General features: G+C 35.7%; 24 protein-coding genes. 20 read left to right on the top strand and 4 right to left on the bottom strand.

Annotation, left to right across the window (positions count from 1 at the left end; genetic code table 11):
• The first annotated feature begins 48 nt into the window (after window positions 1–48).
• From gcvH to tsaB, 19 genes are all read left to right on the top strand, one after another.
• On the top strand, window positions 49–429 hold the full coding sequence (gene gcvH, locus ZA07_RS04080) for a glycine cleavage system protein GcvH (protein WP_053970467.1): 381 nt from the start codon (window positions 49–51) through the stop codon (window positions 427–429).
• 58 nt (window positions 430–487) lie between these two features.
• On the top strand, window positions 488–802 hold the full coding sequence (locus ZA07_RS16360; RefSeq protein WP_082316507.1) for a VanZ family protein: 315 nt from the start codon (window positions 488–490) through the stop codon (window positions 800–802).
• Between the two features lie 58 nt (window positions 803–860).
• Complete coding sequence (locus tag ZA07_RS04070; RefSeq protein WP_053970465.1) at window positions 861–1580, top strand: energy transducer TonB; 720 nt, start codon at window positions 861–863, stop codon at window positions 1578–1580.
• 115 nt (window positions 1581–1695) lie between these two features.
• The gene (locus ZA07_RS04065; protein WP_053970464.1) at window positions 1696–2493 is read left to right on the top strand and encodes an energy transducer TonB; all 798 of its coding nucleotides are present in this window, start codon (window positions 1696–1698) and stop codon (window positions 2491–2493) included.
• Between the two features lie 99 nt (window positions 2494–2592).
• Window positions 2593–4713: a hypothetical protein gene (locus ZA07_RS04060; RefSeq protein ID WP_053970463.1), complete on the top strand. Its 2121-nt coding sequence runs from the start codon at window positions 2593–2595 to the stop codon at window positions 4711–4713.
• A gap of 60 nt (window positions 4714–4773) precedes the next feature.
• Window positions 4774–5667: a heme o synthase gene (gene cyoE, locus ZA07_RS04055; protein ID WP_053970462.1), complete on the top strand. Its 894-nt coding sequence runs from the start codon at window positions 4774–4776 to the stop codon at window positions 5665–5667.
• A 2-nt stretch (window positions 5668–5669) separates the two neighbouring features.
• Window positions 5670–6251 (top strand): cytochrome c oxidase subunit 3, encoded by a 582-nt coding sequence (locus tag ZA07_RS04050; protein WP_053970461.1) that lies wholly within the window; start codon window positions 5670–5672, stop codon window positions 6249–6251.
• 128 nt (window positions 6252–6379) lie between these two features.
• The gene (locus tag ZA07_RS04045) at window positions 6380–7360 is read left to right on the top strand and encodes a cytochrome c oxidase subunit 3 (RefSeq protein WP_053970460.1); all 981 of its coding nucleotides are present in this window, start codon (window positions 6380–6382) and stop codon (window positions 7358–7360) included.
• A gap of 19 nt (window positions 7361–7379) precedes the next feature.
• Entirely contained in the window at window positions 7380–7763 is a 384-nt protein-coding gene (locus ZA07_RS04040) for a cytochrome C oxidase subunit IV family protein (RefSeq protein ID WP_053970459.1), read from the top strand.
• Window positions 7764–7829: 66 nt separating this feature from the next.
• Window positions 7830–8549, top strand: a complete 720-nt coding sequence (locus tag ZA07_RS04035; protein ID WP_053970458.1) for a hypothetical protein — start codon at window positions 7830–7832, stop codon at window positions 8547–8549.
• Window positions 8539–9270 carry an SCO family protein gene (locus tag ZA07_RS04030; RefSeq protein ID WP_053970457.1) on the top strand — a complete coding sequence of 244 codons (732 nt, stop codon included), beginning with the start codon at window positions 8539–8541 and terminating at the stop codon, window positions 9268–9270. Before ZA07_RS04035 ends, ZA07_RS04030 begins: the two co-directional genes overlap by 11 nt.
• A complete protein-coding gene (locus ZA07_RS04025) occupies window positions 9263–9793 on the top strand; it encodes a DUF420 domain-containing protein (protein WP_053970456.1) in 531 nt (176 codons plus the stop codon). The genes ZA07_RS04030 and ZA07_RS04025 overlap by 8 nt, the downstream gene beginning before the upstream one ends.
• A 2-nt stretch (window positions 9794–9795) precedes the next feature.
• Window positions 9796–10023 (top strand): hypothetical protein, encoded by a 228-nt coding sequence (locus tag ZA07_RS04020; RefSeq protein ID WP_053970455.1) that lies wholly within the window; start codon window positions 9796–9798, stop codon window positions 10021–10023.
• Between the two features lie 82 nt (window positions 10024–10105).
• Entirely contained in the window at window positions 10106–10807 is a 702-nt protein-coding gene (locus tag ZA07_RS04015) for an ABC transporter ATP-binding protein (protein ID WP_053970454.1), read from the top strand.
• Window positions 10800–12029 carry an ABC transporter permease gene (locus ZA07_RS04010; protein WP_053970453.1) on the top strand — a complete coding sequence of 410 codons (1230 nt, stop codon included), beginning with the start codon at window positions 10800–10802 and terminating at the stop codon, window positions 12027–12029. The genes ZA07_RS04015 and ZA07_RS04010 overlap by 8 nt, the downstream gene beginning before the upstream one ends.
• Window positions 12030–12033: 4 nt before the next feature.
• The gene (locus tag ZA07_RS04005; protein WP_053972035.1) at window positions 12034–13275 is read left to right on the top strand and encodes an ABC transporter permease; all 1242 of its coding nucleotides are present in this window, start codon (window positions 12034–12036) and stop codon (window positions 13273–13275) included.
• A 15-nt stretch (window positions 13276–13290) separates the two neighbouring features.
• Window positions 13291–14412, top strand: a complete 1122-nt coding sequence (locus tag ZA07_RS04000) for an efflux RND transporter periplasmic adaptor subunit (RefSeq protein ID WP_053970452.1) — start codon at window positions 13291–13293, stop codon at window positions 14410–14412.
• A 7-nt stretch (window positions 14413–14419) separates the two neighbouring features.
• On the top strand, window positions 14420–15784 hold the full coding sequence (locus ZA07_RS03995) for a TolC family protein (protein ID WP_231628625.1): 1365 nt from the start codon (window positions 14420–14422) through the stop codon (window positions 15782–15784).
• Between the two features lie 2 nt (window positions 15785–15786).
• Window positions 15787–16458, top strand: a complete 672-nt coding sequence (gene tsaB, locus ZA07_RS03990; RefSeq protein WP_053970451.1) for a tRNA (adenosine(37)-N6)-threonylcarbamoyltransferase complex dimerization subunit type 1 TsaB — start codon at window positions 15787–15789, stop codon at window positions 16456–16458.
• Here tsaB and ZA07_RS03985 read toward each other — a convergent pair.
• From ZA07_RS03985 to ZA07_RS03970, 4 genes are all read right to left on the bottom strand, one after another.
• Window positions 16455–17273, bottom strand: a complete 819-nt coding sequence (locus ZA07_RS03985; RefSeq protein WP_053970450.1) for a mechanosensitive ion channel family protein — start codon at window positions 17271–17273, stop codon at window positions 16455–16457. The genes tsaB and ZA07_RS03985 overlap by 4 nt on opposite strands.
• 105 nt (window positions 17274–17378) lie before the next feature.
• Window positions 17379–17735, bottom strand: coding sequence for a DUF1304 domain-containing protein (locus tag ZA07_RS03980; protein ID WP_053970449.1), 357 nt, complete (start codon window positions 17733–17735; stop codon window positions 17379–17381).
• Between the two features lie 57 nt (window positions 17736–17792).
• The gene (locus tag ZA07_RS03975) at window positions 17793–17993 is read right to left on the bottom strand and encodes a dodecin family protein (RefSeq protein ID WP_053970448.1); all 201 of its coding nucleotides are present in this window, start codon (window positions 17991–17993) and stop codon (window positions 17793–17795) included.
• A 64-nt stretch (window positions 17994–18057) separates the two neighbouring features.
• Entirely contained in the window at window positions 18058–18960 is a 903-nt protein-coding gene (locus ZA07_RS03970; protein WP_053970447.1) for a NifU family protein, read from the bottom strand.
• Window positions 18961–19206: 246 nt separating this feature from the next.
• Between ZA07_RS03970 and ZA07_RS03965 the strand changes: the two genes are divergently transcribed.
• Window positions 19207–21739 (top strand): choice-of-anchor L domain-containing protein (locus ZA07_RS03965; protein WP_157492059.1); only part of this gene is annotated, 2533 nt, incomplete at its 3' end.

The following is a 21739-nucleotide window of genomic DNA, read 5'->3' as shown; positions in this document are numbered from 1 at the left end:
ATTTTATAAGGTTGAATAGATACATTTGCGGAAACAAACTTAAGTACTATGAATATTCCATCAGAATTAAAGTATACAAAAGACCATGAATGGGTCATGATAGATGGTGATGTGGCCACTATTGGAATTACCGATTTTGCCCAAGGAGAATTGGGAGACATCGTTTATGTAGAGGTAGAAACAGTAGATGAAACCTTGGATGCAGAAGAAATCTTCGGAACGGTTGAAGCAGTAAAAACAGTATCCGATTTATTTTTACCAATAGCTGGTGAAATCATTGAATTCAATGAGTCTCTTGAAGATGAGCCAGAAAAAGTAAACAACGATCCTTATGGAGACGGATGGATGATTAAGGTAAAGTGCTCTGATCTTTCTCAATTAGACAATTTGTTATCTGCAGAAGATTACAAAGAGCTAATAGGTGCTTAGGAAACGGACATTTTTAATCACAATACTATATACCCTTTGTCTTACTATTGTTTGTTTAATGACGATAGATATGGACAAAGTGGAGGAATATGCTCCTTCATACATTGATAAAATTTTCCATTTCTGTGCCTATCTCCTTTTCAACGGATTTTGGTTTGCAACCTTTGTGATTAGGTTTGGAAAACGAAAAAGAATAGCATTTTTTTATGCAATTATATTTTCAGTGATTTTTGGTATAATTATTGAATGTCTTCAATGGCTGATCACCACATCTAGATCATTTGATTTAATAGATATCCTCTTTAATATAGCTGGAGTATTAGTTTCATCTTTGTTGATTACGGGGTATTTTAAACTAGTTAAAAAACAATAATGGTTTGCTTTTTTGCCAAATAAATGGTTATTTTAGCGGACAGGAAAATTTAAAACTCATGGAACAAAAGAAAAGTCCTAAAGCCAATGTAGGTAGAAATAGTTCACTGTTTTTTGCCGTCGGTTTAGCCTTGATGCTGTTTTTCACGTATACAGCTATCAACTACAAATCGTATGACAAAGAAATTATTGATATCGGAACATTGAGTTTGGATCAAGAGTTGGAAGAAGAAGTGCCAATTACTGAGCAAATCCAAACACCACCACCGCCACCGCCACCGCCAGCTGCACCAGAAGTTATTGAGGTAGTTGAAGATGAGGAAGAGGTTGAAGAGACCGTTATTGAATCAACTGAAACGAGTCAAGAAGAGGAAATCGTTGAAGTAGAGGAGGTAGTTGTTGAGGAAGTAGAAGAGGATGTTGAGGTTCCGTTTGCGGTAATTGAAAATGTTCCTGTATTTCCTGGATGTGAAAAAGGTGACAACAATGCTAAGAAAGCTTGTATGAATGAAAAAATCACCAAATTTGTCGCTAAGAATTTTGATACTGATTTAGCAGGAGAGCTTGGTTTGAGCGGTATCCAAAAAATCAGTGTGTTCTTTAAGATTGATAAAAATGGTGAAATTGTTGATGTAAAGGCTAGAGCTCCGCATCCAAGATTAGAGCAAGAAGCAAAAAGAGTTGTTGGTAAATTACCTAAAATGAAGCCAGGAATGCAAAGAGGTAAAGCAGTAAGAGTACCTTATTACTTACCTATCAAATTCCAAGTTCAAGACTAAGTTTAAAACTTATATATCTTATAATTAAGAAATCCCGTTACAAATGTAGCGGGATTTCTTTTTTGGTATGCTTATTGTGTTTTTGTGATAATATTAACATATAAAAAGTATTATCATGAAATTATTCAACAACAATCCGTCTTTCGTTCGGCAAAACGAAAAGGACGTGCCAAAACCACAAAAGCACGATGCAAATTTACAAAAAAACTCCACCCTCTTTTTTCAAGTAGGTCTTATTGTTGCGCTCTTGGGAGCTTATGGGTTATTACAATTGAACTTTAAATATACAGAAGCTCTTGTTTCTGATAGAGGGGAGACTATCACAGAGGATCCCTATGTGATGGATTTGGCTTTTAAGATTTATAAAGAACCTGAAGCAAAACCTGTGGAAAAGAAAGCAACATCAAAACCCAAGTTATTGCTTGAACCAAAAATTGTTGATAACAATGCATCATTACCAGAAACAGATAATTTAATTACAGAACCAGAGCCTACAGATACACCTTTGGATCCTGGAAGCATCAAGGTTATAGAAATTCCGGTTGATGTGCCTCCGATGCCAGTAAATGCTGTAGAAGAAGCGCCTGTGTTTCCAGGGTGTGAAAAGGTAAATGGTCGGGAAGAGAGAATTAAATGCTTGTCTGATAAAATCAACCAACATATTCGCAAGAAGTTTGATGCCGATTTGGGATCAAAGCTTGGTTTGGATGGAATTCAAAGAATCAATGTGATGTTTACTATTGATACCAATGGAAACGTGGTCGGGATTAAGGCTTTATCAAAGCATAAGGAATTGGATGAAGAAGCGGTAGAGGTTATGGGGAAGTTACCTAAAATGCAACCAGGGAGACAAAATCAAAAACCGGTAAAAGTATCGTACACCTTTCCTATTATTTTTCAGGTTCATGATTAATTCAAAAATTGAAGACCGTTACCTTAGAGTAACGGTTTTTTTTAATCTACTCGTTATTAAAAAAATAGTATCTTTCGGTCAAATTAAGAGACCCCCTGTATGAGGCATGCTATCTTCTTGGTACTTTTATTTATTCCGAGTTATTTCTTTTCACAATCAGTATTATTAAACGAAAAACCGCCTGTTTTTCCTAATTGTGAATCTGTTCAAATTGATGATTTGAAAACTTGCTTTGACAATCAAATATTCACTTTTGTTTTTGAAAATTTCAAGGTGCCAGAAAAGGTAAGTGAAGAGAACTATAAAGGAGAGGTCATGGTTCTTTTTGAAGTGAGTAAAGAAGGAGTGTTTCAAGTAGTTTATGTCGATGCTATCTACAATGAGTTAAAAGATGAAGCCCGAAGGGTGTTTCAGGAATTACCAAAAATTCAACCTGCAACCTATAATGGGAAACCTACTTTCAAGCAATACTCGGTTGCTATTAAAATACCTTTAATCAACCAAACGATTTTAAAAGAAGAGGTGGTTAGAACACAAGACGGTAAAGCCAATCCCGATGAACTTACCGAACTTGAGAAAGCTGCAAAAACACAGTATGATAGTGTGGGTTTAAAATTAGTGCCTTACAGTCAAAAGGAATACTCTAGTCAGTTAAACATCCCATTTACCCATAGCTTTTATTCACAATTTGATAGAAGTATCAATTTGGTAGGTGCCAATAGTCACACGGCTTCTAAACCGTTAATGTATCAAGATGTATCTCAATACTATGATTTTAAGGCTGAGAAAGAAGCGTTACTTAAAGAGACTGATAGTTGGTTTGGAAGAAAACTGTTTAATGAACATTTTGTTAGAATACAATCAAAAAATTATTGGTTTACGCTAGACCCCATCTTTGATTTTGAGGTAGGTAAGGACACAGATGCCAGCTTTAATTCCACTTTTAATAATACGAGGGGTATTTATTTTCAAGGAGGGTTAGGGAAGAAATTGAATTTTTTCACTGCGGTTTATGAAAGCCAAGGACGCTTCGCTCAATATGTTAATGAATACACGACCTCAATTGCCGCAAATGATGGGGTGGGAGTTGTTCCAGGGCGTGGGATAGCCAAAAGGTTTAAAGAGGACGCATTTGATTATCCGGTGGCTGAAGCTTATTTGTCATACAGTCCGTTTGAGTTTTTTAATGCGCAATTTGGTCATGGTAAAAACTTTATAGGAGATGGTTATCGCTCTTTGTTTATCAGTGATGTTGCTAGCCCCGTTACTTATTTAAAATTCAATACGTCCTTTTGGAAAATTAAATATACCAACACTTGGATGTGGTTAAGAGATGTGAGGCCAGAGACTATTGATGAAGCCGGTGCCTATAAGACTAAATACATGGCAACACATTATTTAAGTTATAATGTAGGTAAGAGATTGAATATTGGGTTGTTTGAATCTGTTATTTGGGCAAAAACCGAGAATCGTTCGTTTGATATCAACTATTTGAACCCCATCATTTTTTATAGGGCAATAGAGTTTGAATCGGGTCAGGATGCCGGGAATGCTTTATTAGGAGCATCTGCAAAATATAAGGTAAATGACAATATTAATGCCTATAGCCAGTTTATATTAGATGAATTTTCTTTAAGTGACGTGACCGGTGGAAACAAAAGCTGGAAAAATAAATTTGGATATCAACTAGGGTTAAAGTACTACCATGCTTTCAAGGTGAAAAACTTGATGCTTCAGGCAGAATACAACCGAGTGAGACCCTATACCTATTCCCATAATAATGTGGTATTGAACTATGGTCACACCAATCAATCGATGGCTCATCTATGGGGGGCAAATTTTAGTGAGTTTATTGTGATAGGAAGATATCATTACAAGCGATGGTTTGGAAATGCTAAAGTTATCTTTGGAACTAGGGGTTATGATTTGAATCAAGATGGAGATGAATTCAGCTATGGAGGGGATATTTTTAGGGATTATAATGAAAGACCTTATGATACAGGTGTCACCGTAGGACAAGGAAATAAAACCAAAACTGTTTTTGCTAATGTTCAAGCAGGTTATTTATTAAACCCGTCTACCAACCTTAAACTCTTTGTGGATGTAACTTTCCGAGATTTTAATCCACAAGCCCAAACTGTAAATACCTTTAAAAATAATACGGTATGGTTTAATATTGGGTTAAGGACAGACCTATTTAATTGGTATTTTGATTTGTAGAATAAGTTTTTCAAAGTATCTTTGCGCACGCATTTTTTAAGCGAAAAATGACATTTTACCTTGAGTAGATCCAAAACTTCACCCGTTCAGCACACCTTAATTTCAGATTTTAAGGAAATCACCAAAATCCGTTTGGCAATAAGCGTGGTTTTTTCATCTATCGCAGGTTATCTTTTAGGAGTTGACGTCGTTGAAATTAAAACATTAATCCTTTTGGGATTGGGAGGGTATTTTATGGTGGGTGCATCCAATGCTTATAATCAAATCATTGAGCGTGATTTGGACGCTTTAATGGATAGAACGAAAGACCGACCGGTTCCCGCTAAAAGGATGACCGTTAACACGGCTTTCACCATTGCTACGGTTTTTACCATTTTGGGAATTGTAATTTTATACATTATTAACCCTAAAACGGCTATGTTTGGTGCGGTTTCCATTTTTCTTTATACTAGTGTTTATACTCCTTTAAAAACAAAAACACCATTGTCTGTTTTTGTTGGGGCTATTCCAGGAGCCATTCCTTTTATGTTGGGTTGGGTGGCAGCAACGAATGATTTTGGAATGGAGCCAGGAACCTTATTTGCTATTCAATTTTTTTGGCAATTCCCCCATTTTTGGTCTATAGGTTGGTTTTTGTTTGACGATTATAAAAAAGGAGGCTTTTTTATGTTGCCAACGGGAAAAAAGGATAAAGGAACTGCTGTTCAAATTATCATGTACACCGTTTGGACTATTTTGGTTTCCATCATTCCTGCATTTGGTTTTACAGGTAGATTATATTTGACCCCTATTGCCGCAAGTATCGTTTTAATACTTGGATTAGGAATGTTATACTTTGCCATCCGGTTGTATAAGCAAATGTCTTCGGTGGCAGCCAAAAAATTGATGTTAGCAAGTGTTTCCTATATAACCTTACTGCAAATTGTATATGTAGTAGATAAATTTTTGAGATAGTTATGGATTTAACTCAAGGAACTTTTGAAGAAAAAAATAACCGAGCAAAAAAAATGATGCTTTGGTTTGGATTGATTTCTTTATTTATGTCTTTTGCTGGTTGGACTAGTGCCTTTATTGTAAGTAGTAAAAGACCAGATTGGTTGACTGATTTTGAAATGCCGCAAGCTTTTCAAATGAGTGTTGCCTTGATTATAGCAAGTAGTGTTACCTTATTCTTTGCAAAAAAAATGTTGCTGAAGGGTAAGAGTAAATTAACGACTATATTATTAAGTATCACTTTTGCCTTGGGAATCCTTTTTGTTGTTAATCAATTTGCAGGATTTAGGGAAATATTAAATCAAGGCTATAATTTTACTGGGCCTACCTCAAATGTGACTATGTCTTATATCTATTTGATTGCAATTGTACACATTGCTCACGTGCTTATAGGATTATTTTGTCTGCTGGTAGTAATTTATAATAATTCTAAACAAAAGTATTCTGATGGGCATACTTTGGGATTGGATTTGGCCTCAACCTTTTGGCACTTTGTTGATTTGCTATGGGTTTACCTGTTTTTATTTTTTACCTTTATGAACTAGAAGGCCTATCAAATTGATGTAAAGGCTGTAAGAACAGAAAATAATGACTTTCAAAATGTTTTTTGAAATTTCGTCAAAAAGATAAAATAATTATTTTTGTGCAACTTTTAAAACTATACCAATAAAATATGGACACTACTGTTGTTAATACAGGAACAGAAGGAAAAACTTGGGGAGGTGGTAATGAGCCACTAAAAGCAAGTTATGGTAAGATGATGATGTGGTTCTTCATCCTTTCTGATGCCTTGACCTTCTCTGGGTTCTTAGCGGCCTACGGCTTTTCAAGATTTAAATTTATTGATTATTGGCCAATTGCCGATGAGGTGTTTACTCACGTTCCATTTTTGCATGGTCAAGAATTACCAATGATCTATGTGGCATTTATGACCTTTGTGTTAATCATGTCATCTGTAACCATGGTGTTGGCTGTAGATGCTGGTCATAAAATGCAAAAGACCAAAGTAACTTGGTATATGTTTCTTACCATTATTGGAGGTTTAATATTCGTTGGTTCTCAGGCTTGGGAATGGGCAACCTTTATTAAGGGAGACTTTGGAGCCGTACAAACAAAAGGAGGAAACATTCTTCAGTTTGTAAATGCAGAAGGTGAAAGACTTGCCATTAGAGATTTTACAACGTCACAGCATTCTGAAAGAGCACAACACGAACGTAAAAGTGGTCTTTGGTTTGTGAGCGAAGGATCATTACCTGATTTTACGGTTGCAGAAGTTGTAAAAGGCATGGAAGCAAACGATGATATTCTTATCAGAACTCAAATGTTGGATGAGCACGGTCATAAAACAGTTCTTTCAAGAGAGGAATCTTTAAGCATGTTAAAGGATCACGGGAATTTAGTGGTTCACGGAGCTAACCTTCATGTTAATGAATACGGATCGCCTTTATTTGCTGATTTCTTTTTCTTCATAACTGGTTTCCACGGATTCCACGTATTTTCGGGAGTTGTTATCAATATTATCATTTTCTTTAATGTGATTATCGGAACCTACGAAAGAAGGAGAAGTTATGAAATGGTAGAGAAAGTTGGACTTTACTGGCACTTTGTAGATTTAGTTTGGGTATTTGTATTTACCTTCTTTTACCTTGTTTAATCCTGAAATTCATTAACTAATGGCACACGATCATAAATTAGAAATATTAAGAGGTACTGTTAAATTTAAGTCTAATACCCAAAAGATTTGGGGTGTTTTGATTCTTCTTTCAATAGTAACTGCTGTTGAAGTTGTTCTAGGTATTTACAAACCAGAAGTTTTAATGGGTAAGATAATAGGTATGAAAATCCTTAACTGGATCTTTATTATCCTAACGCTTGTTAAAGCCTATTACATTACTTGGGACTTCATGCACATGCGTGACGAAACCAAAGGTTTAAGAAGAGCGGTAGTTTGGACAGCAATTTTCCTAATTTGCTACTTAATCTTCATCCTTTTACAAGAAGGAGGATATGTTGAAGGAGTTTATTCAAATGGATTTATCAAACAACACGGATTCTAATTCGTAACGTTAAATAGATATCAAAAGGCGGTTTTTTAAACCGTCTTTTTTATTTTTGTGCCCATTATGGAACGAAAAAAAGTTACAAGAAATTTAGTGTTGGGAGTGTTGTTTTTTCTTCCTGTTATGTTTTTGATATTTCTTTACCCGGCAAAGCATAATTACCAGCCCTTAGACATCATAAAAAGTCATCTCTATGATATAGACACCTTTAAAAATTTTGAAGGGCAGCAAGTGACCTTGAATAATCATTTAACTGTTATCGGGTTTTTAGGTAATAATCCAATGAAACATCTTACAGAAGCCTCCAATTTGAAGGAGTTAGTTTATGATAAATTCAAAGGATTCAAAAAATTTCAAATTGTTGTGTTGTTTCCAGAAAATCAAAAGGAGCAAGCAAAACAATTGTATGAGGAAATTTCCACCTATGAAGATTTAAGATTCTTTGAATTTGCATTTGGGGACCCTTCTGAGATCCAAACGGTTTTCAATAGCCTTAACCATCAAGTCGCTCTTGATACCAACTATTTCACACCACAGGTTTTTATTGTTGATAAGGAGTTGAACCAAAGAGGACGTTTAGACGATAGAACGGATCGAGAAATTGAAAAGGCGTCTGAAATTTATCCTTTATACTCTTACAATACGCTTGAAGTAGCCGAAATGAAAAATAAGATGAGTGAGGATATGCGTATTCTATTTACAGAATATAGACAAAAGAGAAAGGGTGATTTTGATTCAACCACTAGAAGAGCAAATGATTTAAATATTGAACATGAACAATAAATCTAAATATTCCTACATAAGCATTGCCTTTATTATCTTGGTTTTCGGGATAATTTTTATCCCAAAGATTGTAGATCGAATTAAACATGATGATATCTCGAGAAGCGAAAGGATGTCAACCGAACAAGACAATAATTTTTCAGATCAATCCAAATTGGCTTTTATAGAAGTTAATGGCGAGCCTAAAAAAGTGCCTTCATTTAGTTTTGAAAACCAAAATGGAGAGATGATTACTGAAAAAGATTATTTGGGCAAGGTTTATGTCATCGAATTCTTTTTTACGACCTGCCCAACCATTTGTCCAAAGATGACATATAATTTGGTGCAAGTGCAAAATGCTTTTAAATCATTTGAGGAATTTGGTGTGGCTTCGTTTACCATCAATCCAGATCATGATACTCCAGAAGTTTTAAAGTCTTATGCAGAAGAATACGAGGTGACAAATCCAAATTGGAATTTAATGACAGGAAACAAAGAGGATATATACAATTTGGCCAATTTAGGCTTCAACTTGTTTGTGGATGTAGAAAATTTTGAGCATTCTGGGAATTTTGCCTTAATCGATAAAAATGGATACATTCGATCTAGAACAGATGCTTATGGTAACCCGATTATTTATTACAGAGGTACAGTTTCAGAAAAGGAGCAGGTGAATGATGAGGGTGAAAAAGAGGAGATTAGTATGTTGAAGGAAGATATAAAAAAATTATTAAATGAGTAATCAGCCATTAGAAGAGCAAAAGAAATACAATAAGTGGATTGTGCTTCTATCTATTGCTATACCCGTGGTAGTAGCGATTTTGTTTCGAGTTAGAATTCCCAATATGGGACCTTGGATGTTTTTACCACCCATTTATGCAAGTACAAATGCGATTACAGCTATACTTTTAATATTTGCTTATTGGGCTATCATTCAGAATAAAATCAAGTTACATGAAACCTTGATAAAGATAGCCATGGGGTTTTCAATTGCTTTTTTGGTAATGTATGTGGCATATCACATGACTAGTGATCCTACGCCATATGGAGAAGACGGTGTTTTAAAATATTTCTATTATGTTATACTAATAACTCACATCTTACTATCTGTAGTGGTTATTCCTTTTGTTTTGATTACCTACGTTAGGGCTATAACTAATGATATAGAAAGACATAAAAAAATAGCTAAAATCACTTTCCCTTTATGGTTGTATGTAGCCGTTTCTGGTGTGATGGTTTATGTGTTAATTTCACCATTTTATTAAGAATGAAACGGATTTGGTTGTTTTTAATATTAGTCATTTTTTTCAGTCTCTCTACAGAGGCCCAATGTGCCATGTGTAGGGCTGTCTTGGAAAATGAGGAAGGGCAAAATGCAGCTGAGGGGATTAATGACGGTATTGTATATTTAATGATCATTCCTTACCTCTTAATAGCTGGTTTAGGGGTCTTTATTTATAAAAAGTTTAACAAGACTAAAAAAGTAGCTCCCTAAATAAAAATTTACTTTTGTTGTAACATATCCCCTAGTTATTAGTCTAATGGTTATATGAATTATACAACCAAGAATTAAAGGTATGCTTAACATACGAAAACTTCACAAATCTTATCCGATTGGTGATTCAAGCCTACATGTTTTAAAAGGAATTGATCTTTCTGTTGAAGAAGGAGAAATGGTGGCTATTATGGGATCCTCGGGGTCTGGTAAATCTACGTTGCTAAATATTATTGGTATGTTGGACGAGGCAGATTCGGGAGAGTATATTTTGGATGGGGTTCTTATCAAGAACCTTACTGAAAAGAAAGCAGCCATTTACCGCAATAAATTCTTAGGTTTTATTTTTCAATCCTTCAATCTTATCAATTACAAAAATGCTCTTGAGAATGTGGCGTTACCGTTATATTATCAAGGTCTAAAAAGGAAAGAGCGATTGGAAAAGGCACTTTTTCATTTAGAAAAAGTAGGATTAAAGCCATGGGCACACCACTTGCCCAACGAACTTTCAGGGGGACAAAAACAAAGGGTGGCCATTGCAAGAGCGCTGGCTGCTAATCCAAAACTACTTCTGGCAGATGAGCCAACAGGTGCCCTTGATACTAAAACTTCTTATGAGATTATGGATTTTATTCAGCATTTAAATGATGAAGGAAAAACCATATTAATAGTTACCCATGAAGAGGATATTGCAAATATGTGTAAGCGTATTGTGCGTTTGAAAGATGGAGTGATTATGGAAGATATCAATGTGGAACAAGTAAGAGCATTCCAGAATGTTTGATTTAGACCTTTGGAGGGAAATATTTCAAAGTATTAATAAAAACAGAACCCGTACCGTCCTTTCTGGGTTTACGGTAGCATTTGCTATTTTGCTTTTTGCGATTCTATTTGGTATGGCCAATGGATTGAGCAATACATTTTCAAATGCCTTTGTTGATGATGCCAATAATGCCATTTTTATTTATACCGGCACAACCTCAAAAGCTTATAAAGGCTACCAGGCGGGAAGACAAATCCGATTGAAAAATGAGGATTTGGATTATGTAAAGAAAACTTATGGTGATAAAATTCAATATTATACAGGACGCGTAACAAGAAATGTCAATGCGTCTTTTGAAAATGAAAAGAATTCCTATGGTATGCGGGCTGTCCACCCAGATCATCAATACCTGGAGAATACAAAAATCACAGAAGGAAGGTATATCAATAAAATAGATATTGAAAACAAGACCAAGGTAATCGTCATAGGTCGATTAGTGGAAGAAGATCTCTTTGCAAAGACAACGGCCATTGGTAAATATCTCAATTTGGATGGTATACAGTATAAAGTAGTTGGAATTTTTAAAGATGATGGAGGAGATAACGAGGAACGCATGATTTATACTCCCATTAGTACAACTCAAAGACTTTATGGTAATAACGACTATCTCGATCAAATTAACGTGACTTACAATCCTAAGATGAGCTATGATGAAGCCATTGATTTTGGGAATCAAATCACCAAAGATTTAAAAGAACGTTTTTCTGTTGACCCAACCGATCAGAGAGCCATTAGAATTATGAATATGGCTCAGGCCAACAAGGGAACCAATCAAATTACGTTTGCATTGAGTGTCATTATTATAATTATTGGATTTGGAACCTTGATTGCGGGTATAGTCGGTATCAGTAATATCATGATTTTTGTGGTTAAAGAACGAACCAAGGAAATTGGGATAAGGAAAGCTCTTGGGGCGCCACCAAAGGCTATTATTTCTATTATTTTATTGGAGTCCATTTTGATTACGACCATTGCAGGTTATTTTGGATTGGTACTCGGGATGGGAATTTTAGATTGGATAGGCCCCAGTTTAGAAACTTATTTTATTACAGACCCTAAAGTGAGTACTAGTTTAGTTATTGGCGCTACCATAACTTTAATAGTTGCAGGCTCAATTGCTGGTTATTTTCCAGCAAAAAAGGCCTCTAAAATTAAACCCATTGTGGCCTTAAGAGATAATTGATATGATGGGATTTTTATTTGATAGAGATACGTGGCAAGAAATTTTTGAAAGCTTGGGCAAAAACAAGCTAAGGACCGTATTGACCATGATAGGTGTTTGGTGGGGTATTTTGTTGTTGATTAGTTTGTTGGGTTCTGCTAGAGGTTTGGAGAATGCCTTTAATAGGTTGTTTGGGGATTTTGCTACAAACAGTGTTTTTATTTGGGGCCAAAGTACAAGCAAACCCTTTAAGGGATTCCAGGAGGGTCGATTTGTGAGATTAACGCTTACAGATGCCAGAAATGTTGAAGAAAATGTAGAGGGCATCGAATTTGTAGTTCCTAGAAATCAAAGCCAGGGATTAGTAGTAAGAAATCAGTTGTCAGGGACCTTTGGTATTAATGGTGATTACCCACTTTTGGATCGTGTGCAAAAAAAGAAAATGATTCGAGGTAGGTTTATCAATGAGAATGACATAAACGAAAATAAAAAGGTAGTGGTCATTTCAGATGAGATTTACAAACAATTGTTTGATAAGGATGAAGAAATGATAGGGGAGCTTATACAAATAAAGGGTATCAACTTTAAAATCATTGGTGTGTTTGAAACAGGTAATGTCCAGATGGGGCCAAGAAGTGATATCCATATTCCATTTACTACGTTTCAGCAGATATTTAACCAAGGTGATAATATTGGTTGGATGATGATTACTGGAAAACCCGATTACAATATCACTCAAATAGAAGCAGACGCGAAGCTTATGTTAAAGAACCTGAATCAAATCCATCCGGAGGATAATAGGGCTTTCGGAAGCTTCAATTTAGGGAATGAGTTTAAAAAGGTGACTGGGTTTCTGGTTGGAATGCAATTTTTAACATGGTTTGTAGGATTGGCAACTTTGATTGCCGGCGTTTTTGCGATAGGTAATATTCTACTAATTACGGTTAAGGAACGAACCAAAGAAATCGGAGTAAGACGTGCCTTGGGAGCCACACCATTTGAAATAAAAAGACAAGTTATCGTAGAAGCCGTGTTTATCACCTTGGTTTCTGGTCTTTTGGGAATTATATCAGGAGGATTAATATTGATGCTACTTAATAAAAGCTTTGGACAAGGAGAGGATGCTGTATTGGTCAATCCATCGGTTCCACTCGTAGTAGTCTTTTTTTCATTAGTCTTGTTAGTAGGCTTAGGATCTTTAATAGGTCTTATACCAGCCTTTAAAGCTACAAGTATTAAACCAATTGATGCATTAAGAGAAGAATAAATAACAATCAAAATAATGAATAAAACAGTTAAAATTATTGTTGGAATCGTACTACTCATCTTATTGATTTGGGTAATAAAGTATTTTAAAGATTCAAATTCAGCTTCAGTCGAAGAGTTCAAAACAGAAAAGCCATTTTATTCATCAATAAATACCAAAGTGGTGGCTACTGGGAAACTGAATCCTGAAGAGGAAATCGAGTTAAAGCCACAAATCTCTGGGATTGTTGACGAAATTATGGTAGAGGAAGGCGATATAGTTGAAAAAGGAGATCTTATCGCAAAAATTAGAGTCGTTCCTAATGAGCAAAGTTTGGTGTCTGCTAGTAGTAGGATTAATACGGCTCAGTTATCATATAACAACTCTAAAACCTTATTTGATAGAAACAAGTCCTTATTCGAAAAAGGAGTGATTTCAAAACAAGATTTTGAAAACAGTGAGTTATCCTTAAATCAAGCTTTAGAAAGTTTGAATCAAGCCAAAAATGATTATCAGATTATCAAAAAGGGATCGCTGTCTGGAGGTAGTTCAGCAAATACCAATATCATCGCTCAAATAGCTGGAACGATTCTAGAAATCCCTGTGAGAGAAGGTGATCAAGTGATAGAAAGTAATAATTTCAATGATGGGACTACGATTGCCACTGTAGCCGATATGAATAAGATGATTTTTGAAGGTAAAGTGGATGAGGCCGAAGTTGGTAAACTAGAAGAAGGTAAAGGTATTAAAGTTGTTTTAGGGGCTTTGAATGAAAAAGAGTTTCCCGCAAAACTTACTTTTGTTGCTCCAAAAGGCGTGGAAGAAAATGGAGCGGTTCAATTTACCATCAAAGCAGATGTTGAAGTAGAGCGAAGCACCAAGATTCGAGCTGGATACAGTGCTAATGCCGAAATTGAAATGGAAAGCAAGGATAGTGTTTTGGTTATCAAGGAATCATTGTTGCAGTTCAATAGAATTACAGAAAAGCCTTTTGTTGAAATCAAAAAGGCAGATAATACCTTTGAGGAAAAATATGTAGAATTGGGGATTTCTGATGGAATTAATATCGAAATTTTAGAAGGTGTTAAAGAAGAAGACGAAATTAAAGTTTGGAATAAAGCTTCTGATGAGAATAATGAAAATGGAAGAAACCGTTAATATGAGAATGAAAGCTATTGCATTTGGTCTCCTACTTTTTGGGTTTAGTTTTTCTCAAGCCCAGGAAAAGGTATGGACATTACAAGAGTGTGTTAATTATGCGCTAGAGAACAATATAACAGTCAGACAAACCGAACTTGACACGCAATTGGCTGAAGAAGATTTGGTAAGTGCTAAAGGTAACTTTTTGCCAAACCTTTCAGGTGCTGCATCACACAGTTATAGTTTTGGTTCTTATATCGGACAAGATGGTAGCCGTATTTCAAGGGATTCCCGTGGAAATAGCTTCAGTTTAAATACGGGAATAGTTTTATTCAATGGTTTTCAAAATACTAATATCTATAAGCAAGCTCAATTGGGAATAGAATCAAGTGAATTGCAGTTGGCAATTTTAAAGGATAATATTTCTTTAAATGTTGTTAATGCCTATTTAAACATTTTGTTGAATAGAGAGAATTTAAAAATTGCTGAAGAACAAATTGGTGTATCTCAACAACAAGTGGATCAGATGCAAGTTTTGGTTGATGAGGGTTCAAAGCCAAGAGCGGATTTATTGGATGCTAAATCACAACTAGCCAGTGATCAAGAGGCACTTATCAATACTCAGAACAGTGTAGACTTGGCCATTCTATCCTTGGCTCAACTTTTGCAATTACCTCCCAATGGGTTTGATGTGGTTACCGAAGACGTTGATGCATCAGGAATTATGATGGAATATACAGATCCAACCGCAATATACAATTATGCCGTTGAAAATAGACCTGAAATAAAAAATGCACAACTAAATATTGATAATTCAGATTACAATATTAAAATCGCGAAAGGTGCTTATTATCCAACTTTGACCCTTGGAGCTAACATGAACACATCTTATCAACATTTGCAAGGGCAGGAAGATTTAAGGGCTGTATTAGATCTTGAAAATAATCAAATCACTTATGTGGAAAATGGATTTGGAACCCAAATAAGTGATAATTTAGGGTATAATGTTGGCTTTAATTTGAATGTGCCTATTTTTAATCGCTTTCAAACCAATGTCAACGTGCATAAAGCACAAATAAATAAGCAAAAAATAGAATTAGCTCTGGAGCAAGAGAAACAAGATTTACGTTCAAATATTGAACAGGCCTATGCTGATGCGAGAGCTGCTTTCAAACAGTTTGAAGCTTCACAGGTCTCCTTGTCGGCTCAAGAAGAGGCATATAAAAATGCTCAAGAAAGTTATAACTTGGGGGTCATGACTTCTTATGATTTTGAACAAGTTAGAAATCGCTACGTCAATGCTCAGGCCAGTATTGTCAATGCGAAGTATAATTTTATTTTTAAAACCAAAGTTTTGGACTTCTATTTAGGAAAACCAATAATTGACTAATAGTGACTTACATTTTAAACATAGAGACATCAACAACCAATTGTTCGGTTTCCTTGGCTAAAGACGGCAAAAGCATTTTAATATTAGAGGATAATAGCGAGAATTATTCCCATGCTGAAAGGTTACATGTGTTTATTCAGGAATTATTTGAAAAAACAGGGGTGTCTAAATCAGAATTAGCTGCAGTGGCTGTTAGCAAGGGGCCAGGTTCTTATACAGGATTGAGAATAGGAGTCTCAACTGCCAAAGGAATTTGCTATGCATTGAATATCCCTTTGATTGCCGTTTCTACTTTAAAAGTCTTGGCTGTTCAGGTTGAAAATTCTCAGGGATTGATTGTTCCTATGTTGGATGCTAGACGAATGGAGGTGTATTCAACCGTTTTGGATTCAGATTTAAATGAAGTAAGAGAGATTCAAGCCGAAGTTTTAGACGAAAACAGTTTCTCTAATTATTTGACTCAAGGTCCTGTTTATTTTATTGGAAATGGAGTTCAAAAAATGAAAACAGTTATCAAACATACTAATGCCCATTTTATTGAAGGTAAAATGCCTTCTGCTAGAGAAATGGCTGCTCTGTCATATTATGAGTATAAAATAGGCAACACTGAAGATGTTGCCTATTTTGAACCATATTATCTAAAGGATTTTATTGCCCTAAAGCCGAAATCCTAACTTTCTTTATGAATTTCTACTTGATGTGGGTAAGGTATTTCGATACCTGCTTGGTCAAGTGCTATTTTCGCTTGTTCCATAACATCAAAGTAAACGGTCCAATAATCGGCCGTATTACACCAAGGTCTGGTAGCAAAGTTGACCGAACTATCAGCAAGTTCCAAAACATTTACTGTAGGAGCTGGTTCTTGTAAGACCATAGGGTGTGATGTAAGTACATTCATTAATACTTCTTTGGTCTGTTTAATGTCCGCATCATAACTTACTCCAAAAACCAAATCCACACGTCTGGTTCCTAAAACAGAATAGTTCGTAATATTCCCATTTGATAAAGCACCATTGGGGATAATAATTTCTTTGTTGGATAATCCCGTAATTTTGGTGGTAAAAATTTCAATCTCCTTGACAACACCTATCTCACCTTGTGCTTCAATTAAATCGCCGATTTTAAAGGGTTTAAAAATCATGATAAGAACACCACCTGCAAAATTTCCTAAGGAGCCTTGTAGTGCCATACCCACGGCAAGACCTGCGGCTGCTATAACGGCTGCAAAAGAAGTGGTTTCAACACCAAGTTTTGATAAAATTGCAAGGATCAATAAAATTTTAAGGGTCCAACCTATTAAATTTAAAAGGAATTTTTTGAGACTTTCATCGTAATCCCTTTTGTCCATAATTTTTTTTGTGGTGCTTGTTAATTTTTTGATAATCCAGGCACCTATAATCCAAATGGCAATGGCTCCAAGAATTCTGAGCCCATAATCGGTGGCAAATTCAATTCCTTTTTCCGTCCATTTTTCTAGATCTTTTTCCATAAGTATTTTTCGTATTAAATTGATTAAAAAGTAAAGTTATAGCTTAAAGATTATTTAATGCTTTAAGATAAGGTTAAATATAGTGATAAGCCAAAGGTTAGACCATTAAATAAGCAGAAAGACGATACAGGCTAACATGGCAGGTACTGATTGAAACCAAAATAAAATCCTTTTTTTTGTAGAGAATGCTCCATAAATCCCTGCAACTACAATGCAACCTAGAAAAAACATTAAAAAGGGAGTGGCATTCAAATAGAGAGCATACAATAAACCTGCAGCCAAGAACCCATTGTACAGGCCTTGGTTAGCGGCCAAGACTTTGGTGTCTTCAGCAAATGCTTTTGATTTTAGCCCGAAAGTTTTTATACCTTTTTTAGAGGTCCAAAGAAACATTTCTAAAATCAAAAAATAAAAGTGCTCCAAGGCAACAAGAATACAAAGAAAAGTGAATAGAAGTGTCATGAAATAAAAAAGTGCTTTTAATCTTAAAAGCACTTATATGTTTAGATGGTTCAACAATTAATCTACAGCAAAGGTAATTTTCACATTTACTCTAAATTGAGCAATATCCCCATTTTTAATGACCGTGGAATGCTCTTTTACATATGCTGATTTGATGTTTTTAATTGATTTGGATGCCTCTTTTACTGCTGTTCTAGTGGCATCTTCCCAGCTTTGTTCTGAACTAGCTAATATTTCAATTACTTTAAGTACGCCCATAATATTGTTTTTAAATTAATAAATTAAATGTGTGTACCTAAAGATAATTAAAAATAGCTGAATATTAGCCGTTTATGGCTTCAACTGTTTCAACTTTCCCTTGTAGCATTTCCCTTAACATGTTTTCGATGCCATTTTTTAAAGTGAAAGTGGAGCTTGGACATCCACTGCAGGCTCCTTGTAAAATAACTTGAACACTCTTTTTGGAGGCATCATAGGATTGAAAAACAATGTTCCCACCATCGCTCGCTACGGCTGGCTTGACATATTCTTCTAATATATTGACAATCTCCTTAGAAGTGTCATCTAAGGCCTCAAAAGTTTGATCTAACTTTTCGGTTGTTTTATTTAGAGCTTCAGCGGCTTGAGGAGACAGAATTTCTTTCCCTTTTTCAATATAGTCTTTAATAAATTCTCTTAATTCAAGGGTGATGTCATTCCATTCTGCCATATCGTATTTGGTAATGGATACATAATTCTCATCTAAAAATACATTTTTAACAAAAGGGAAATGAAAAAGCTCTAAAGCTAGAGGTGATAATTTAGCTTCATCAATAGAAGTAAATTCATATGAAGAAGTCACTAACTTTTTATTAGCAACAAATTTCATTACAGACGGATTTGGAGTACTTTCTGCATAAACTGTAACTGAAACTTTTTTTCTTGTTTGGTCTTCAGTTACAGCAAGCCCTCCTTGATTAAAATAGGATTCAATTTGTTCAGCGACTTCACCCTGAACATCATCCCAAGAAACAATATCAAAACGTTCTATAGCTACAAAATTACTGCCTATATAAACCTTCTTGACAAATGGTAGGTAAAAAAGTTGTTGAGCTAATGGAGATGGTTTTGCTTCATCTATATTGTTGAATTCAAAACTTTCATGGTTGGTTATGAATTGATTTAATTCAAATTTGATGATTTTTTCGTTATTGGTGGGTTTTATATCAATTTTAAAAGCTGTCATTTGTTTTTGTTTAGGTGGTGCAAATTTACTAAAAGTTAAAAGCTGAGAATGCTTTTTTGTTAAGGAATTGATAGTGTTATGTGTTAGATGAAGTAGTGTCCTTACATTTTAACGATTAATTAAGGTTTTTGTTAAAAAATATTAACGTTTCACATAAATTTCATTAAATTTCGCGCTTTAATTTCTGAGGTTCTTTTGATTGTTTTTTCCCAACAGGATAGTTATGGCCTCTACTAAAAAATTGGTATGAGAAAAATTATATTGTTATTCACAACTGTATTGCTTTCGTTTTCAGGATATTCTCAAGACATTTTGATGCAGAATGGAACTGTGAACCAATGTTCAGGTACCTTCTATGATTCTGGAGGACCTGATGGAACCTATACAAATAATGAAAATTATGTCTTAACCATTTGTCCAGATGGAGGCGATTTTATCCAAGCAGATTTCACCTCTTTTTCCACACAATTAAATACAGATTACCTATATATATATGATGGTGATGATACCACCGCACCTTTAATCGGGCAGTATGCTGGAGGAGGATTCAACAGTCCGGGAACCGTAACAGCTTCAGATAGTAATACTTCAGGGTGTTTAACTTTTGAATTTGTAAGTAGTGGAACAGACACTTCAAATGGTCCTGGATGGGCAGCAGATATTATATGTGGTACAGCATGTCAAGATATCGAGGCTATTATAGAAAGCACAAATCCAGCTGTTAATGCGGATGGTATCGTTGAAATTCCTGCAGGAGGTACTGTTGATTTTGTTGGAACCGCTAATTTTTCAGAAGATGGAACTGGAGCAACTTATTTTTGGAATTTTGGAAACTTTGCTAGTGGCTCTGGTACTAATGTGTCGCAAGTGTTTAATAATGCAGGCGTCTATACTGTTACACTTACAGTAGAGGATACAAACCCAACAGGATGTTCAAATTCAACAACCATAGAGGTACATGCTCTAGCTCCTTACTTGGTAGTGGATACCACTAGTTATACTGAGGAAGAACTGGTTCAGGATGTATTGATAAGTGGAGGTTGTGCCTCGATTGAAAACTTAACCTTTCAAGGACCAAACGGGATAGCGTATTTCAATAAAAGTGCCTCTAGTTTTCCATTTCAGGACGGAGTTCTTTTGTCATCAGGAAATGCTCAAGATGCTGAAGGACCTTCGCAAGGAAACAATAGTACTGGAGGATGGGCTGGTGATGCTCAATTATTTGACTATATGCAGGATTTAGGGATTGACCCGGGATTGAATAGCTACAATGATGCTACATATCTAGAATTTGATTTTATTCCAGTAGCCAATCAAATTAGTTTTAACTTTTTATTTGCTTCGGAAGAATATGGAACCTATCAGTGTAGTTTTTCTGATGCATTTGCTTTTTTCTTGACAGATATGTCAACAGGCGTGACAACTAATTTAGCTATCGTGCCTGGTACTACGGATCCGGTTTCTGTTATTACAGTAAGGGATGATACCTATAATGGAGGTTGTGCATCAGTTAATCCAGCATATTTTGATAAATTTTATGGAACACCTAATGGTTTAGATCCTACAACAGCAGCCATTAACTACAGGGGACAAACTGTTCCAATGGTGGCCTTTTCAGAAGTAGAACCTTATAATGTATACAAAATAAAATTAGTTGTTGCAGACAGGAATGACAGTATTCTAAATTCAGCAGTATTTTTAGAGGGTGGAAGTTTTGATTTAGGAGGAGATCTTGGAGAAGATCTATTAATCGTGACTGATAATACTGTTTGTGAAGGTGTTGATGTAACTTTAGATACTGGAATCCCTGCGGGAGACGGTAGCCATGTTTGGTATTTTGATGGTGAAGTCATTGAGGGAGAAACCAATTCAGTTATTACGATTAATCAAGAAGGGACATATTCTTATGACTTATACTTAACTGAAAACTGTCAAACTTCAGATGAGATTTTTATTGAGTTTTATCCAACTCCAACACCAATAGATCAAGTAGACAATTTGTTCATATGTGGACAAGCTAATCCGCCTTATATTTTTGATTTGACTCAAAACAATGAAGTGGTTTTATTGGGTATGGAAGACGCAGATGAATTAGAAGTTTCTTACCATAACTCTGAAGCAGATGCCAATGCAGACGCTGGAATTATCGATCCTGCTGATGCCTATTCCGGTACAGATGGAGAAGTGATATGGGTGAGAGTGGATTATCCACTTGCAGATTGTTTTGAAATAGCAAGTTTCACATTAAATGTGATTCAAGAACCAATTATCAACCCAGTTGAAGATATGATCCAATGTGATGATCCTTCAAATGATGGCATTGCGGATTTCGATCTTGAGACCCAGACCTTGGGTATCTTGGGGACACAGCCAGAGGCTGATTTTATAGTGACCTATTATGACAGTTTTGCTGCTGCCGATTCAGGAACAGGCTCTTTGGATAGCCCATACACGGTGACATCCTCTCCGCAGCCTATCTGGGTAAGGGTAGAACTTGATAATCCGAATACCACTTGTGTTACGGTAAGCCCCGACCCAGTATTCAATTTGATCATCGAGCCATTTGCCGATACGAGTTTTACGGTAGACCCTACCTGTGACGGAGGGGTGGTGACCCTTACGGGCGAACCCGGCGGGACCTTCAGTTTTGCAGATCCCCAGCCACCGGTTGCGGTGATTGACCCAACCACGGGAGTAGTGACCGGAGCCTCCCCATCCGAGGAGATCACCATCATATACGCCCTTGACAACGAATGTAGCGCTTCCTCTGAAGTGACCT

The sequence above is a fragment of the Mangrovimonas sp. ST2L15 genome (assembly GCF_001280515.1).
Taxonomy (GTDB): domain Bacteria; phylum Bacteroidota; class Bacteroidia; order Flavobacteriales; family Flavobacteriaceae; genus Mangrovimonas; species Mangrovimonas futianensis.
Note: the sequence above shows the minus strand (reverse complement) of the source record. Positions and strands in the feature narration are given on the sequence as shown.